15 protein-coding genes are annotated in these 16,132 nt (G+C 46.2%); 13 read left to right on the top strand and 2 right to left on the bottom strand.

The features are described 5' to 3' along the window. Window positions 1-84: 84 nt before the first annotated feature. Complete coding sequence (locus JQN59_RS26465) at window positions 85-1,299, bottom strand: replication initiation protein (RefSeq protein ID WP_204528296.1); 1,215 nt, start codon at window positions 1,297-1,299, stop codon at window positions 85-87. A 284-nt stretch (window positions 1,300-1,583) separates the two neighbouring features. Further along, window positions 1,584-1,829, bottom strand: a complete 246-nt coding sequence (locus JQN59_RS26470; protein ID WP_115490211.1) for a hypothetical protein — start codon at window positions 1,827-1,829, stop codon at window positions 1,584-1,586. Between the two features lie 115 nt (window positions 1,830-1,944). On the opposite strand from JQN59_RS26470, the gene JQN59_RS26475 reads away from it, so the two are divergent. The 13 genes from JQN59_RS26475 to JQN59_RS26535 all read left to right on the top strand — a co-directional run bounded on the left by JQN59_RS26475 (window position 1,945) and on the right by JQN59_RS26535 (window position 15,951). After that, window positions 1,945-2,313, top strand: a complete 369-nt coding sequence (locus tag JQN59_RS26475) for a hypothetical protein (RefSeq protein ID WP_200059048.1) — start codon at window positions 1,945-1,947, stop codon at window positions 2,311-2,313. Window positions 2,314-2,653: 340 nt separating this feature from the next. Then, entirely contained in the window at window positions 2,654-3,340 is a 687-nt protein-coding gene (locus JQN59_RS26480) for a DotI/IcmL family type IV secretion protein (RefSeq protein ID WP_204528297.1), read from the top strand. A gap of 13 nt (window positions 3,341-3,353) precedes the next feature. Continuing rightward, window positions 3,354-4,493 carry a DotH/IcmK family type IV secretion protein gene (locus JQN59_RS26485; protein ID WP_204528298.1) on the top strand — a complete coding sequence of 380 codons (1,140 nt, stop codon included), beginning with the start codon at window positions 3,354-3,356 and terminating at the stop codon, window positions 4,491-4,493. Further along, window positions 4,494-5,789, top strand: coding sequence for a DotG/IcmE/VirB10 family protein (locus tag JQN59_RS26490; protein WP_204528299.1), 1,296 nt, complete (start codon window positions 4,494-4,496; stop codon window positions 5,787-5,789). It begins immediately after the preceding gene. Between the two features lie 43 nt (window positions 5,790-5,832). Then, window positions 5,833-6,555, top strand: a complete 723-nt coding sequence (locus tag JQN59_RS26495; protein WP_204528300.1) for a hypothetical protein — start codon at window positions 5,833-5,835, stop codon at window positions 6,553-6,555. Beyond that, the gene (traQ, locus tag JQN59_RS26500; protein ID WP_204528301.1) at window positions 6,555-7,070 is read left to right on the top strand and encodes a conjugal transfer protein TraQ; all 516 of its coding nucleotides are present in this window, start codon (window positions 6,555-6,557) and stop codon (window positions 7,068-7,070) included. The genes JQN59_RS26495 and traQ overlap by 1 nt, the downstream gene beginning before the upstream one ends. A 10-nt stretch (window positions 7,071-7,080) precedes the next feature. After that, a complete protein-coding gene (locus JQN59_RS26505) occupies window positions 7,081-7,437 on the top strand; it encodes a hypothetical protein (RefSeq protein WP_204528302.1) in 357 nt (118 codons plus the stop codon). 51 nt (window positions 7,438-7,488) lie between these two features. Continuing rightward, window positions 7,489-7,923 (top strand): hypothetical protein, encoded by a 435-nt coding sequence (locus JQN59_RS26510; protein WP_204528303.1) that lies wholly within the window; start codon window positions 7,489-7,491, stop codon window positions 7,921-7,923. Window position 7,924: 1 nt separating this feature from the next. Then, on the top strand, window positions 7,925-10,987 hold the full coding sequence (locus tag JQN59_RS26515; RefSeq protein ID WP_204528304.1) for an ATP-binding protein: 3,063 nt from the start codon (window positions 7,925-7,927) through the stop codon (window positions 10,985-10,987). Continuing rightward, window positions 10,974-12,188 (top strand): conjugal transfer protein TraW, encoded by a 1,215-nt coding sequence (gene traW / locus JQN59_RS26520; RefSeq protein WP_204528305.1) that lies wholly within the window; start codon window positions 10,974-10,976, stop codon window positions 12,186-12,188. Before JQN59_RS26515 ends, traW begins: the two co-directional genes overlap by 14 nt. Window positions 12,189-12,190: 2 nt before the next feature. Beyond that, window positions 12,191-14,905, top strand: a complete 2,715-nt coding sequence (locus JQN59_RS26525; protein ID WP_204528306.1) for a DotA/TraY family protein — start codon at window positions 12,191-12,193, stop codon at window positions 14,903-14,905. 88 nt (window positions 14,906-14,993) lie between these two features. After that, window positions 14,994-15,329 carry a hypothetical protein gene (locus JQN59_RS26530; RefSeq protein ID WP_204528307.1) on the top strand — a complete coding sequence of 112 codons (336 nt, stop codon included), beginning with the start codon at window positions 14,994-14,996 and terminating at the stop codon, window positions 15,327-15,329. 217 nt (window positions 15,330-15,546) lie between these two features. Beyond that, window positions 15,547-15,951, top strand: a complete 405-nt coding sequence (locus JQN59_RS26535) for a hypothetical protein (protein WP_204528308.1) — start codon at window positions 15,547-15,549, stop codon at window positions 15,949-15,951. Window positions 15,952-16,132 lie beyond the last annotated feature (181 nt).

A 16,132-nucleotide genomic window follows, 5' to 3' on the forward strand; every position in this document is an offset into this window, starting at 1 on the left:
ATCACCTCAGAATAGAAGGAAAGGGCATTACGAATTATACATATTAATCGGAAATAAGTGCGCTCAAACTGTCCCTGCTAACAATTAACTTGTGTCAGAACTCTCACTCTCCCCACTCAAATCATCTGGATCTGCACTTATACCTTTAACAGACACACTACCTGCAGGCACAGGCGTTACGGATACTAAACAAAATGCGGGGGCAGTTATCTGATGTACACCATAATTAACATTTTTGGTTTCTCCTGCAGATTCGCTCCGCAGCGGGGTGACTGTGTTGCCATCGGAATTCTGTTCGTCAATGACTGAGCGGTAACGCGCTATTGTCTGACGGGACAATGAAGTGATGCCGGCAATGGCCACCAGGGTGATTCTGGCGCCAGCCTCTGTGAGTTTTCTGACGGCCGCACGAATCCGGCTCGATGTGTCCTGTTGTCGTTTTCCGTGAGTCCTGCTGGCCGCCATGCGCTGACGCTCATCCAGTGGAATGGATTTGTCGAGTTGCATGGCTCCCCGGTGACAGCGGGAATTACCGGTGTAAAAGTCCCACGTCCATCGTGAGACACTTTTAACGGTCGCTTTAACCTGAGAAAGAGAAAGGTTGGCGGAAAAGCCACGGGCGCGGAAGTTATTGTGATTGTGGGCATAGGCCTCAACTTCCTGCAGGAAGCGCGGATAAGACGATGTCTCGCGCATATGGCCAACAATCGAGTAAGCATAAAAGCGCAACTCTTCAAACATTGTGCAATGACGTGAATGCGCCACAGCATCGAGATCGGGACCTTTGTTCCAGCTGCGCGTCGGCAGTTCGACATAATCCGCCAGCTCACCCAGCTCATATTCCTGGTCATGTACTTCTGTTGTATCCCACCAGGGATGGAAAGGTGTTTTGGCCACCGGCCCCGAGTAGGCAGTATCGGCATCGAGCTTTATGGCCATGGCCTGGTAAATGGCCTTCATGTACTGGAGAGGTTTGCTCCGGGCATTTTCAGAGGTGCATACCGGGATAATGGCGTAATAGAGATGTGCATGGCCATTCTTACGATTACGCACAATGAAGTTTGGTGCCGGTAATCCGCGGTCGTCCCAGATATTGGCATTACTGTGGTCAAGATCGAAGATAAGCCAGGACACCATGCCGCTTCGGTTAACCTGCATGTACGGATAACGAATGGCATAGCGAACCGGCCGCACGATAGCAGCGGTTTTATTATCGCTGCAGCGCGGCAGGTATGGCGCTTCGTTCAGCAGGCGTTGCGCTGAAGAAGAATGGGTCCATGCAGCTGACTGGGTAGTCACAGGATTTCAGTCCGTATGTACCCAGCGAAAATGTGCATGTATGCAGAAGCAGTACAGCCGAAATTTGCTGAAAAAATCATCCTTATCCCTTTTTCGGTGCGCAAAAAACTTGCGAGCCGTCAAAAGAGGAAGTAAGATGACCTCAGAGTTCGATGTTTGCAATTTGCAGGACGTTACCAGCGTTCCCACACATCAAGGTCTTTTTTTCTTACTTCCGCTTTCTAGCGACTCATCACTTGGGGTCTTGTGTTACCAGCACAAGGCCCTTTGTCATTTATCAGTCTTTAGCTTTTGATTTTTACTTTTACGTTCTTTAATTCTCCGGTCTGGCTGGAAATTGTATCCAGTGCCTGAATTGTGTTCTTAAAGTAGCGTGGCTTTTTAGTCGCAGTGGTCAGACGTACCGTTTTACCAAAAACAGTTTTTAAGTCGACGACAGTGCGCTTACGTTCATCAGATGGATCAACTGAAATGATCACTCCAGTTATGGCACCTGATTTGGCAAGTTCATTGAAAACCGATAATTGCATGATTTTCCCTCACCACATAATTTACTAATTACACATTATCAGTATACAATCCTGTTGTAGCAAGCCATTTTTAACCATTTCCCGATCTTTTTTTGAGGTAAAAATAGTATATAAAATGAGCACTAAAACAGGGCACACAGAGACAACCTCGATCCGAAATAACCGGATTATTCGCAGGGCAATCATTCCGCAAAAATATCATCACGCCGCAAAACTAATGGCCAAATCACTCAACATTCCTGTGGGTGAAATTTATGATGAAGCGGTCGAGAGCTTCCTGATCGCGCCCAGCCTGGATCTGAACGATTACATTCGTGTTGGCAGAAAGAACAATCCCCCCAAGGTAAGTTTCTGGCTGGATGTTCGTGTAAGCAACAAAGCACAAACACTCGCAGAGCTGCTTGGTATCACAGAGCACGAAGTACTGTTAACCGCAATCATTGCTTACGCCAAAAAACACAAATTCGATCGCGTCAGGATCTGAACTATAGTACTCAGAGGATCGCTCTCCGTCCAGTACGTATAAATCGTAACACATTACTTTTTGCATTAAAGCAAGTCCTTATCACGCTTCCAGACTGATAAATTTGAGTTATGTTTTAGTCATTTTCCCCCGTATCCCTCGAATCATGCTAACCTCATGAAATCACATGACTTAGCCGCCCCCTACGACATGACAAATTTTTTCGTATACGAAAAACCTTCTCTTACTCAGACCCCGTAACTCCAAAGAAAAGCCGATTCCATGTCGGTATAAATTAGGTTCACTTTTGGCCCAAATTACATATAATACGTACTAATCGTAATTTTTAGGCGCTAAGATTATGGCAAACTCGAATACAGAGAAAACCCCTGAACTGACCAAAACAGAGGACCTAATTCCCCCTCTGGAAAGGCTGATTAAAGAAGCCAAAGACGCCATTGCGCTTGCTAATCGGCTGTCAAAAGTAGTGCTTTACCAGGCTATCATCATCGCAGTTTTGTCGGTTTTACTCGTTATCACTGTTATTGCGGCCATTAACTCTGATAATAAGTATTTCGCATCATCGCCGGATGGGAAAATAACACCAATGGTCCCCCTTGATAATCCCGTTATTAATGACAATGGGATTAAACTATTTACCAGAGATACCCTTTATGATGTATTAAATCTTGATTTTGATACATGGCGTGAAGACCTTGAAAAAGGACGTGTAGGTTTTATTGATGAAGGCCTTGGGAATCTTATTAAAGCAGTCAAAGACGCAGGCATTATTGCCATCATGGAAAAAGACCGCGTCAACCTCAGAACAGAGTTCGGTACACCGATAATTAGTCAAAAAGGATTTAAAAAGAAAGTTAACGCCTGGACATGGGTCGTACAAATACCCATTACGTACAATTTCGTGGGACAAAACACCACCTCCAAGCCGTTAAAATTTATTCTTATCGCTACCATTCAGGCCGTTGATAATAAGACCAACCCGAAAGGTGTTGCTATTTCTCAGGTAGTAACTGTACCGCAAAAATAATACGGATCAGATTATGATTTTTAAATATAAATACCTGGTTGTTGTTTTGGGAATTGCATGTACTGCAGCCAGCGCTGATACCCAGAAACCGTCTGCTGACGCAGGTCCAAATGTCCGTATGGTTGATTCAGTTTCGCCTGGGAACGGCAATGTTGCACCTGTCCGCCCTTTTCCTGAACAGGACGCAGAAACCCGACCTCAGAATACTCAGACTCAGGAGGATTCAGCGCTTGAAGATCAGCGGAAAAGAATGCTGGGAGAGGGGCAGGACGGGCAAACGGCCCCCCGTTTTCCCGATAAAACTACCTATGGACCAGGAACAACTGATGGCAGTTCTTCGGCGCGTTCCGGCAGTTCGCAACAGGATGTAATGACAACCAAACAGGCCTTGATGGAAAAAATTTCTCCTGTGTCTCCTGATGTTATCAAGGAAGCCTTAGCTAACCGGGATAAATTCAGTGCCAGCCTGAACCAGAGTGTCATCAACTCGGTACCGCGATCAAGTTCTCAGACCATCAGCCTGTCTCCTGGGGCATCGCAACCTGTCGTTCGGGTTGCTCCTGGTCGTCCGACGTACATCGTTTTTGAGGATATCACCGGTTCTCCATGGCCACTGGCTGATAAAGTGATTAACAGTGGTGGTGATAACCGTTTTTATGTACGGAGTTTCACTGATACACCCATTGTTCTCGTACAGCCTCTGGTTACATATGGCGATGGTGACATCGGAGTTTTACTCAAGGATCTCCCCGTTCCGATTACCATCGTTCTCGCAAACACTGAGCCGAATGCCAGTGATAAAACGTTTGTGTATGACAGCAGAATTAATCTGCGGGTTCCGCGCAGAGGCCCACTGGCTCCTGCGCATTCCATTACCAGCATTTCAAAAATAGCACTCAGCAGCCCGGAGTTACAGTCCATGCTGGATGGTATAGCGCCAGCTGATGCCACCCGCTTAAAAACAGATAATCCGCAAGTAAAAGCCTGGCGTCGTGGGGATAAACTTTATCTGCGCACGACTATGGAGTCTAAATCACAGTTTTCTAAAACATTGTCTTCAGCTGATGGGACTCATGTGTATGAAATGGAGCTGTCACCATTCGTTGCATTAATGCAACAGGGCAGTACCGTAACGGTGAAGGTGGAATTATAAATGGCCAAAAAGTCGATTGTTGGGGGAGATAAGCGTCGCAATGCCTTTATTGTAGGCGGGTTCTTTTGTTTCATTATTTTCTGCATTGCGGTTGCATGGTTTGTTTCACTGGCCAGTAAATCAGAACAGGCACCAGAAGCGTCACGTATTATTAAAGCCAGCAATAAAGAAAAAGTAACCACAGCGCAGAATCAGGCTTATATAAAACAACTTGATGGGTATAACACCCAAAAGGGATCGGCTGCATACCAGAACGGGAATAGCTGGATATCTATTCCGGCCTATTACAGTGAAGAAGTGAAACCCAAAACAACTGAAACCGCCCAGACGCAATACCGCATCAAAACAGAAACAACGGCACAACAATACCGGCAACCAGGGATGAAACCTGCAAATATTGCCCGTCAGGAAGCACAGGCAATACTGGATGCCGCTGAAGCATCGTGGCGCTATGCAACACCTGTTGATTCTGAGGCAAAGGAAGTGACTCAATATGCTTCTTCATTTATGCCAGCAGTCACAGCAAATCCGACGCTAAACGCTGCGGCCCCGACCGCTGCACCTGCCGTTATACCTTTCAAACTCTACGATGCACTGAAGCTATGTCCGGCAAAACTGCTTACGCAGCTGGATACGGATACAAATTCAATCGTCCGCGCCACGTTAATGTGTGCTGAACTGTCCGGGGCTACCCTGCTGGCCTCAGGCTATAAACTGGTTGGTGAGGACATCGATATGACCTTTTCTCTGATGTCATATCGGGGTAGAAACGATCGAATAGCCAAAACCTACAGAATTCAGGCAAAACCAATAGATTTGGATACCGGTCGCTCAATGCTTTCCGGCAATGTCAATAATCGCTACTTCAGTCGCATTGTTATACCGGCTCTGGCTCTGGGTGTAGCCAAGACTGGCCAGCTTTATGAAAAAACGACTGCACAGGAAAGCTATGTAAGCAACGGCACTGTCGTTACCAGCAGTGATGGCAAGGTCAGCACAGACCAGATCAAAGGCACTTTTTTTGGAGGCCTGGCACAACAGACTGCTGATGTTCTTAAAGCAGATAATGCCCGGACACCACCTATTCAGGTAGAACGGTCTGACAAACCCACTTTTGGGGTCATTTTTATTGAGCCTGTCATGAGTTCTGATGCGATTGAAAAAACAGACAGCAATACCGCACAACAAGCATCGTACAGCCAGCCAGCCGCTCAGAAACAGATTGAAGAACAGCGCAGCTTTACACCGGGTCAGAATACAGGTGGACCTATTTTTAACTCTGTTTCTCCTGAGTAATTTTTTTTGGCTCCGATATTACGAATAATAGGTATTATTTGAAATGCAAAATACACAGGGTAATAATGAAGACGCGTTTGACCAAGTGTTCGTTTCCGAAACGAACACCGCTGAGGTTGTCGCACCGGAACCTGTAGGTGGGAAAACCGGCAAGCCGGAGAAAGGAAAAACAACCGGAAAAACCAGTCTGGCCAGATACATTATTTATGCTGTATTGGGGCTGGTTGGCTTTTTCATCATCTTTATCATTTTTATTATCGCGCTACCGTCTGATGACTCAGCGAAAACACCTGCGCTACCGGTTATTGAAGTGCCGGAGCAATCACAGGCAGCCGAACCAGCTACTGAACAGTCTGTAGATACTGCGCCCTCCGATGAGCCAACGCAGACCAGTATGGTTCTGGAAAATAATGATCTGAAAGTGCTACTCGATACAGCCCGTCAGGCTATTGAAATTCGCGACAATAAATATAAGGAGCTTCTGGAAAAGTACAAGATAGCTGTTAGCGAAAATACAGAACTCAAAGTTGAGATTCAGTTGCTTCGCGATGGTGGTGCAGCCAGCCACCCGAGTAAATCAAAAGGTATGAAAGTGATGAAAGGTATCTCCATCATCACCATCCAGGAGGGATATGCCTTTGTACAGAAAGCAAAAGGCAGCAGCGTTTATTCGGTTACTGTTGGTGAAAAAATTAATGGTGCGCAGATTAAAGAAATTGATCCCATTAATCGCGAAATAATCACAACATCCGGAGTGATTCGCTGATGGAAGAACTCTCAGTCGCATTTGTTAATTTCATTAACGGTCTGGCTGCGCCATTCTGGACGATGCTCTGGGCAATATGCGCCCTGGTTGGTTTCCTGTGGTTATATTTTCTTGCTTTAAAAATGGTACGCAGTACCGCGCCGGGAGCCACTCCAATTTCGTTCGGGGAAGTCATCGGTGTAGTTATTCTGGCCACACTGATAACAAATTATGCTTCAACATTAAGTGCATTCAGTGAATCAGTTGGGATGGGCGATGTTTCTTTCGGTGTTATAGCCTACGTTGATCCAGGTGGGAACCTGGGGAAATTTTCGAAAGTAATAAATGCCGCATTAACATTTGCCGCAATGATGGGCGGTGTATTTGGTATGAAAGGGTTATTTTTACTCTGGAAGAAAGTAAAAGGGGAAAACAGCGGTGGAGATTTAGCATTGCAGGGTCTTATTCATATCGTGGCGGGTGGATTCCTCGTCCAGATCGCTAAGTTATTAAAGTCGTTAACAGAGAGTATTTAAGGAAAATCGAATGAAACTGAAAAATCACACTCAGATTAAAGAATTAACTAAATTCCTGATGGCTATCGTCATTGCCTACTTTTTTTTCGCTGCGCCTGCCAATGCTTTAACCTGGGGGGAAATGGCCCAAAAAGCTGCTGACCAGGCTAAAACAATTAAATTGGCTGGTACGATCATTGCTGGTGTTATTGCCTTCTTTTGTGTCGTTGGTGCTGCAATTGTTTTCAAGAAAAAAGCGAATGATGACCCCCATGCGAAGTTAAGTCATGCAGGATGGCTTGTAGCAGCAGCAGTTGTCTTTGCCGGGGCTGCATTCATCCTGGCTTCAACTGGTGAATCAGTTGGCGTTGAATTGACCACCTATTAACCGACAATCCATCAGGAATTAGTTCCTGATGGAGTCTCAAAGGATGGCGAAATGACGACAAAGCTAACTCCCGATGAATTATTCCTTGAGTTTGCGCTCACGGAGAGTCCTTTTGATAAATGGCGAATCTTGAGCCACATTACCGATGAGGCAACGTTCATATACTTACCTAACCATAAACAAAGCCATTTATGCAATTTACAGTTTGGCATTTATGAACTTCTCAAAAGTAACAATGAGAGTGATATTCAAAAGGGTAAAGCGTTACTCCGCTGGCTTGCCTCCGGTCAAAAACATGTGAGTAATTACTTTGGCACAGCAGCCCCGGCTGCCTTTTATTTGGCGTATTCAAAACTAACGCCAGCTCAGATTTCTGAAGCCTCAGAAAAAAACAGAAATCTCTTTTTATTATTCAACCCTAAAAAGCTTTCATTTCGCGAGAAAAATAAACCACTCGTTGAAAAGCTGATGTTCTGGAGATCTTAACGTGAAAACAGAGTTTCTGGATGGTCTGACCCGCATGCTTGCGTTGGTATCAGCTAATACCATCAACAAACCACTTCCAGAATATTCATCATGGGATACGGTTGTGCCATTGACAAAGCGTGACGTGGATAACGACACCTCGCTGGAGTCGCCATATGTCATTACGACAGACCAGGGAGAGCTGATAACCGTTTTTGACCTTCAGGGTGTCTTCCAAATCGTTGGGCCGGATCACTATGCAAACATGCTCGACGAGTTGGGTAAATTACTTCGCCCGTTGTGTCAAAAACATGGCCATGAATTCTGGTTCTCTTATGAAGAAGACCCTGATCGTGCCTACGACGAACTTGCGCGTATTGTGGCGCCACAAATTCTGGCCAGTAAAAAAATGGGGCTCAATGTTGGCGACCTCATTCGTGAACGTATTTCAAAAAACGCCAGCAGATGTCACTTTGAGCAAAATCTGCTGGTACTGAAGACAGGTCTTCTGGCACTGACCAGGGAGACGATCAAAGACGAACAAAGTGAGAAGATAAAGAAGACCAAGGGTCTTCAGCATCCAGTGTATGGCCAGAACATCAATACCATCTATGAATCTCTGCGTACACTGCATATCGCAACTACCGAACGCATCATCGACAATTTCCGGTTATGCGATATCAATGGCACCTCCGGCATTCTTGTACGACGACTTGAAGCACACGAAGCGTCACGCCGTATTCGAATCATGATCGAGCGTGAGCGCACAGCTCAGAACTGGAAACCATTGCTGGTCACGGAAGGTATGAGTCCGCGGGGGCAGGTAAAACATGTGGATGACATCTTACCCCTAAAACTGAAATGGCAAATCTGCACATCTAATCCCAGTATCCCGGAAGGGACACAATATATCAGTACCGGTAAATTCTACCATGCACTGCTGTACATGGAGCTGGCCCCACACGACATTCAACAGTTCTCTGAACTGCTGGCCAGAATGGATCGGTCTATGCCGTTTCGCTGTACATTCCAGCTATCACCGAAAGGTCTGGACAGCTGTAAGCTGCGCAGCATGACGGCAAGCCTGCTGGGTTTTTTTGGCGAGATTAAAAAAGTGAAAACGTCGCTGGATTATCTGAAATCCCGTGACGAACACGACCCTGTAATGTGTATGCAGTTTACAGCGACAACGTGGGCAGACGATCTGGAAACGCTTAAACGACGAGTGACGACTCTCGATGCCTCACTCCAGTCCTGGGGGGTTCCATCAATGAGCGGCTCTTCAGGTGATACATCAGCCTACTGGCTGGCGTCAGTGCCGGGTTTTGCCAAAGCTAACCCTGCTACAGTGATGACCCCCCCTCTGCGTGAAGCACTGGAAATGATGCCATTTACGCAGGCAGCATCTCCATTCAATGACGGCTGGCTCACAGTATGTACCCCTGACGGTAAAATCATTCCTTTGCATGCGTATTCACCGCTACAGGATACCTGGATTCGCCTTTTTTCTGGCACTCCCGGGTCTGGTAAGTCTCTTACGATGAACGTAATGAACTTTGCCTTTGCCGTTGCGCCAGGCTACACCAGAGTGCCACTGGGTTTGATCATCGATGTCGGCCGCAGCTCCTTTGGACTGATAAAACTTTTAAGCGACGAACTTCCGGAAGATCGCCGTCACGAGGTCGGGTGCTATGAACTGGAAAACTCTCGTGAGTATGGTACGAACATCTTTGATACTCAGCTGGGGCTACGCTATCCACTTCCTCATGAGAGGACCTTCCAGCAAAACTTTATGAAATTACTGTGTTCCACCACAGTAATTACACAGACAGAGAAAGGACAGATTGTAACCCGCCAGTTGCCAGATGGACTCGAGGGTTTTCTTTCAAAATTAATCGATGAAGCCTATAAACTGACGTCAGAACCAGAAACCGCACTGCCTTATGAAGCCGCCGTTTTACCAGAAGTGGACAAGCAACTTGCGATTGTTCGTGAGAAGGGTATCCACGATGATTCCTGGTGGGAGAGCGTTTCATGGTGGGAGGTTGTGGACTTACTTTTTGAACATGGTTTTCATAATGAAGCTGCTCTGGCACAGCGTATGGCTGTACCTGACATTACTCTGCTCAACAGCGTCGCAGCTTCAAGCATCATGATGAACCTGTACCCTAATCTCAAAGTGCAGTCCACCGGTGAAACCATGCAGGAGTACGTTCAGCGATATCTGCGTGACGTATCAAATCTGTATCCAATGTTTGCCGGTCGTACACGATTCGAAATATCTGCCGAAACCCGCTTTATGAGTATCGATCTGGGCAAGGTACTCGCCGCAGAAAGCGACAAGGCAGGCCTCTTCTATATGCTGGCCCGCCATATCGGAACCCGTAGCTTCTTCCTGGAAGAAGAATCATTCATGCGGCAATGCCCGGATATATATAAAGAACATCATCGTATCCGTATTCTGTCTAACCGGTCAGAAAAACGCATTATCGCCGCAGATGAATCGCATAACTTTAAGGATGACCAGTTCACTTCCGAGCAATTCGTAAAAGATGCACTGCAGGGGCGTAAGCTTGGTCTTGTTGTCGTTCTGGCGTCACAATTCCTTGAGCACCATCATCCCATTATCCGGGCAGCTGCCACTGACGTATTTGTCCTCCGTGGTGGTTCAAGCAGCGATGAAAAAATTCTGCGTGAGGAATTCAAAGTCACACCTGAAACGCTTGTCCGGTTACAACGAGAGTGTCGCGGCCCTGGTCCTAACGGAGCCAACTTCCTCGCATTTTTCAAAACCAGTCTTGGGAATGTCTGCCACATTCTGAATAACACCGCCAGCGCCACTGAATTATGGGGATTTAACACGTCGCAGGCAGACATGATTGTCCGGGACGAACTGTATAAGCGATTCGGGACGGCAGTTGTTCGGGAATATCTCGCCCGAAACTTCCCGTCAGGATCGTCCATCCGATATCAGGAAACCATTCGACAGAAAGGTCTGAACGCCGAAGGGCAGACCGTCGCCTCCTACCTTATAGAAGAAATTTCCGAGAAAATCAGGGAGAAAATAGAAAATGAAGCTGCGTAAACCAATTGTCGCCCTGCTTTTTTCACTAGGTATCTCTGGCACAGTATGGGCTGCTTATCCTGTGACAGATGCCACACTCATTACGGTAGTAAAAACCGGGTTTAATGCGATCGCTATGCAAATGAGCGCATTTCAGGGTGCCTTAACCACGGTATTGACACAGATTGGCTCTGCTATCAACCAGAACGGTAGCAAAGTGGCCACAACCATCGAAGCCGCGTCAAAATCCGACCGCGAATTCCAGACTGAGAAATCACGGCAGGAAAATCTCTCCGACGCCAAGGCCAAATTTCAGGTATCGGACAGTATCTGCAGCGAGTCTGCTTCCGGTGGAGCCAGTGCGGTATCGAGCGGAAGCTCTGCTGCAAAAGGCTCGATGCGTCCTGGTGGTGGAGGTGTTGCCAACAGTGCGGTCAGTAACGCTGTAAACAAGCCTGCGTTATCTCCGTCAGCCGACGCTGCCCGATCGGCAAAAGTGCACGTGCAATATTGTGACAGCATCGATTATGCAGCTTTTGGTGGTTCTCAGGCCTGCCCTGCAGTCAGTAAAAACATGCCCGGAGCGGATAAGCGTGTTGATTCTGTACTCACCGGCGCTGGCCCTGATGGTAAAGAACCAGACCTGACATTTACTCAGGAACAGACTGATGCAGCCAGGATGTACATCCAGAATTCCGTGTATCGCAGTGTCAGTAAAGATCTGACAAAGGCAGAAGCAAACAGCGCTGCCGGCATTCAATACCTGGGTCTGAAAAATCAGATGTACGCCTCGCTAAGTGCAGCTGCAGATCCCCAGGAAAAGGTGTTAGCTGAACGCCAGCCTATCGATGAAACCAAAGCGTTAATAGCCGAAGCTCTGCAGTCTAAAAGCGCAAAATCCTACTTTGACGCGACCGCAAGCGACGTCGTGAAGCAGACGGGGAAAATGTCCAAAGCTGATTTCTTACAATTCGAAGTAGGGCGCCGTTATGCGAATACAGAATATCAGGCCGATCTGCAGGGCATGGATACGGACAACCTTGCCCGTGAGCAGATTCGGGTGGCGTCGCTCACCAACTGGTTACTGCTGGATCTCCGCAATGAAATCCAGGCTGGAAACATCATTGCTGGCCAGCAACTGGCATCTCAGGTTCGTAATGAATATGAACCGTTACTGAGCGGCCAATACCAGGCCATTGGAGCCAGGATAGGGGGAGAATAGATATGAATATTAAACGTATTGGAAAAGTGGTTACGGCACCTATATGGTTGCCATTATTGCCTCTGACCCTGACGGTTCGTCGCCTATATCGCACACATAACAACCAGCGTGAGTTGATTTCTCAACTGCAGGGAGAAATACGCGAAAAGTTGGACTCTCGCAAAAGACATACCGTGAACTTCGAAACGTCATTTGCTGAATCTGTCGCGCAGGCTGAAAAGCTTGCCGCACAGCGCGGTGAGTTATTTTCTCTTGAAGAGTTGCACGCGGAACTGCTACTTAAAAAAAGATTCATTCTGATGATTGTCTACACCATTTTCATCACAGGCCTTATTACTGTTTTTATGGCATCCATTCTGTATGGACTGCTTATGGTTATTGCCGCATTTACTATGTCACTTTATGCGGTGCCATCGCAGTTTCGGATGTGGCAAATAGTAAATAAGCGCCTGAGTCGCGAGGAAAATGGGAGTTTTAGTGATTTCAGACACGAAACCCGATGGTACCTGGACACGATAAATCCCAGGTTTAAACCGGCAACACATATGTCTTTGATGACGCTATTACTGATTGTCACACTTGGAGCCCCAATTATCTCCTATGCAGAAAATCTCGATGACCTGACAACCGCCGCGGATAGGGGTACGGATATCAGCCGCCAGGCGATGGTGACGCTGTTTGGCCAGATTGTTAATAACCCCTTAAACGGTATCGTCGAGGATGGTGGCGATAGTCTGGTATCTCAAATTCTCAAAATTTTTAGTTCGACACTTCTCATTGTCGGCACCGGCGTTGGAGGCTATCTAGTTTTGCAGAAAACGGCCAGAACAGCGCACGATGGTCAATACATGGACAGGGAGCAAGGTTCGTTCTGGGCACCGATACGCATTCTGGCCGCGTTCTCGATGCTAACCCCGCTACCAAATGGATGGAGCCTTAGCGCGCTTCTCATGTTATATGCTGCAGCAAAAGTAGGGGTTGGTGGCGCAAATCTTGGTACTGATGCAACGGTCGACGCGTTTATGGCTGGTCAAACATTTGTACTGCAGCCGGTCGCCCCATCTACTGTTACGTTGGCCAAATCCTTGTTCGAAGCCAATATGTGTATGTTTGGGATCAACGCAAGTCTGGACGCACAAAACAATTCAGGAGGAATTGTTTTCTCATCGGATTACATTAACCAGTCCCCAATGGAAAATGGTTTCATTCTTAAATCAAAAAGCTTTACATGTGGCGGGGCAACGATCGCTATTGACGAAAATGAATCACTCCTTTCGAAACTTGGGCTATCTTCCAAAATTGACGTAACCGCTATCAGAAACGCCCACACCGAAGGTCTTAATGAAATGCAAAGATCCCTTCGTGATGGGGCCCAAAAGTTCGTTCAAGGTGTAATATCTCGACAACAAGACGAAAACAGCAACCTGGTTAATGCTGAATCAATAATTCAGACTGCAAGTCAAATCTATGAAAATAAGGTAACAGCTGCAATCCGCTCATCTAACATAAACAGTCAGCTTCAAAATTTGACAAGTCAAGTGGCTGATACCATCAAGTCCGAGGGGTGGTTTTCATTAGGGAGCTGGTATCAGACACTGGCTGTTGCCAACAATAGAGTGGGGAACTCGGCTGCTGCAAAAGGTTCTGCATTTGGCCTCTCAACAGGACAAATACCAGTAACGTCAGATTTATATCAAATAGCTATAAGTGCTTATCACGCACAAAAATCCGTGACTGATAACACTAATGCAGGAATATTAACTGCTAAGTCATCGTTCGAATCAAATGATATAAGTGATGCGTCTAGCTTACTTTCTTATGTATTTAATACTGCAGGACAATCCATAACGACCTCACTTATCAACCAATCACAAAATGATAGCGGTCAAGTCAATCCAGTCATAGCCATGAAAAATTTAGGCGATACCCTCATTACTGCTGCGGAAGCCAGCCTAGCGACATATGCAGGAATAAAGGCATTTATTGCGGGTGCAAATGAGTCTTTATTAGGGACTGTTGCAAATAAACTTGGCGGAGTTGGAGCTGCAATCAAAGCTGTTGGTGATACTTTAGATCCTTATGTCGCCATATGCCTTATAATGCTCATTGGTGCAGGAATATCCCTGTCGATATACATACCGCTAATGCCATTCTTAATCTGGATTGCTGCATGCGTTAATTACCTTATCATTGTAGGAGAAGGAATTTTTGCTTCTGCACTTTGGGCATTCACTCACCTTTTAGGTAATGGTGAAGGAATGGGTCAAAAAACCATGCATGGATACATATTTTTACTTAACTTAATGTTCAGGCCAATATTAATGGTTGGTGGTTTTCTTCTTGGCGGCGGTATAGTTGTTATTGGGGGGACCCTTCTTAACAAATCAATCCCTATAGCGATGGCAAATGCACAATTCGATTCTCTGACAGGCATCGTAACTATTATTGGCTACTTAATCCTATACTGTTCGACGGCAATTACATTAGTCTCGATTTCATTTTCTCTCATTAACATTGCCCCCGATCAAGTTATCAACTGGGTTGGTGGACACATGGCAGCTGCACTTGGAAGAGAAATGCCAGATAAAGCAGGACAATCGGTTAATGTATTTGCGAGTAAAACAGAAACTGGATTTAATAATGGAGGTAGAAATTCCGCAAATAAAGCGGGAACAGGAGGCTCAGCAACAGGATCACCTAAAAACGGGATCAAATAAAACATAAATAAAATTATTAGTGGAGGCATTGTTCCTCCACTAAGTGCATGCTATAATTAAAGAAAATCAAAAGGACATGGTGTGAATTATGAAAAAACTACCTACCAAGTTAAATAACCTCGGTTGTTTAGTTTTATCTTTAATTTGTGCAATTCCGTTTGTTGGCGCATTTATTGGCACATTCATTGTTGCACCAACGTTAATCGGACACTCTCTGAGATTCGGGAAAATGTCTGCCGTAAAAGTACTTTCGATTTTCGCTTTAACTGCTATTTTTTACGTTGCCGCGGCGGTAACACTAATGGCTAATGGATATTACTTAGGTGCTTTTGCTGCTTCTTCTGCAATTACATTTTTGGGCCTAAAGGCTTTCTCTCTCATCGAAAATGGTTTTCAGAAACCTAGCGCACAAGTTATTGTTTAAAAATGTAGTTTTCGGTATTCTATAACAAATCCATCCATATTGATGGTCGGGCTGGAACCCCGCTCACATGTACAACAGTCCCCTGTAATGGCGGGCTGGGCGTGTCGCATTAAGTTGCGGCCTGTGTACATGCGGGTGTTCCAAACACGTTCAGTTCGCCACCAGTTTCGGCTGGAACCCGTTTCTGGTGTGCCTTTAACATGTACACAGGACTGGTATGACTAAAACCGTTTTTATTGGTGGCGGGCATGATTGCTCTATCACACTCTCCAACGCTACCTCGCTATCTGCAGGCGATAGAGTTTCGGCCTTTGCATTAGATCGCTGCCAAATCAAAGCAGGACAAGACTCGTTCATTCAATGCCGTCATCAATGTGAGATAAACACTGGCTCTTCAAGCAAAATTGATGCAGGGAATTTCTCAAAAGTTATTGCCGGTATCGATTCAAGCATCATAGTAGGGCCATGTTCCACAGTCACTGCCGGTGAAAACTCAGAGATACGATTCACATGGTGGCTGGGTAACGAACTGGAAACAACAATCGCCCGTATAGGCCAAAATGGCCTCCTCCCAAACACACCATACCAACTGATCGAAGGAAGAATCACAGCGGTAAGTTAGTTTTGATGTTGATGGCCTTGCATCAGCAAGGCCATAGAAGGAGGCTCACTGATCTCACAGATACAGCTCAGAGACCAAACCGACGGGCCTGACAGATTCAACATTTACATCGACACATCCCCCGCGCTGCCAGACCACTGGGGGTTATTCATCGGTGGATAAATATTGTTGGGACCCTACT

Source organism: Citrobacter sp. B72, assembly GCF_016894305.1.
Classification (GTDB): Bacteria; Pseudomonadota; Gammaproteobacteria; order Enterobacterales; family Enterobacteriaceae; genus Citrobacter; species Citrobacter portucalensis.

Excerpts from the sequence above, each read along its gene's own strand:
- JQN59_RS26470 (WP_115490211.1), bottom strand. The coding sequence starts at position 1,829 with ATGCAATTATCGGTTTTCAATGAACTTGCCAAATCAGGTGCCATAACT.
- JQN59_RS26475 (WP_200059048.1), top strand. The coding sequence starts at position 1,945 with ATGAGCACTAAAACAGGGCACACAGAGACAACCTCGATCCGAAATAAC.
- JQN59_RS26480 (WP_204528297.1), top strand. The coding sequence starts at position 2,654 with ATGGCAAACTCGAATACAGAGAAAACCCCTGAACTGACCAAAACAGAG.
- JQN59_RS26485 (WP_204528298.1), top strand. The coding sequence starts at position 3,354 with ATGATTTTTAAATATAAATACCTGGTTGTTGTTTTGGGAATTGCATGT.
- JQN59_RS26490 (WP_204528299.1), top strand. The coding sequence starts at position 4,494 with ATGGCCAAAAAGTCGATTGTTGGGGGAGATAAGCGTCGCAATGCCTTT.
- JQN59_RS26495 (WP_204528300.1), top strand. The coding sequence starts at position 5,833 with ATGCAAAATACACAGGGTAATAATGAAGACGCGTTTGACCAAGTGTTC.
- traQ (WP_204528301.1), top strand. The coding sequence starts at position 6,555 with ATGGAAGAACTCTCAGTCGCATTTGTTAATTTCATTAACGGTCTGGCT.
- JQN59_RS26505 (WP_204528302.1), top strand. The coding sequence starts at position 7,081 with ATGAAACTGAAAAATCACACTCAGATTAAAGAATTAACTAAATTCCTG.
- JQN59_RS26510 (WP_204528303.1), top strand. The coding sequence starts at position 7,489 with ATGACGACAAAGCTAACTCCCGATGAATTATTCCTTGAGTTTGCGCTC.
- traW (WP_204528305.1), top strand. The coding sequence starts at position 10,974 with ATGAAGCTGCGTAAACCAATTGTCGCCCTGCTTTTTTCACTAGGTATC.
- JQN59_RS26525 (WP_204528306.1), top strand. The coding sequence starts at position 12,191 with ATGAATATTAAACGTATTGGAAAAGTGGTTACGGCACCTATATGGTTG.
- JQN59_RS26530 (WP_204528307.1), top strand. The coding sequence starts at position 14,994 with ATGAAAAAACTACCTACCAAGTTAAATAACCTCGGTTGTTTAGTTTTA.
- JQN59_RS26535 (WP_204528308.1), top strand. The coding sequence starts at position 15,547 with ATGACTAAAACCGTTTTTATTGGTGGCGGGCATGATTGCTCTATCACA.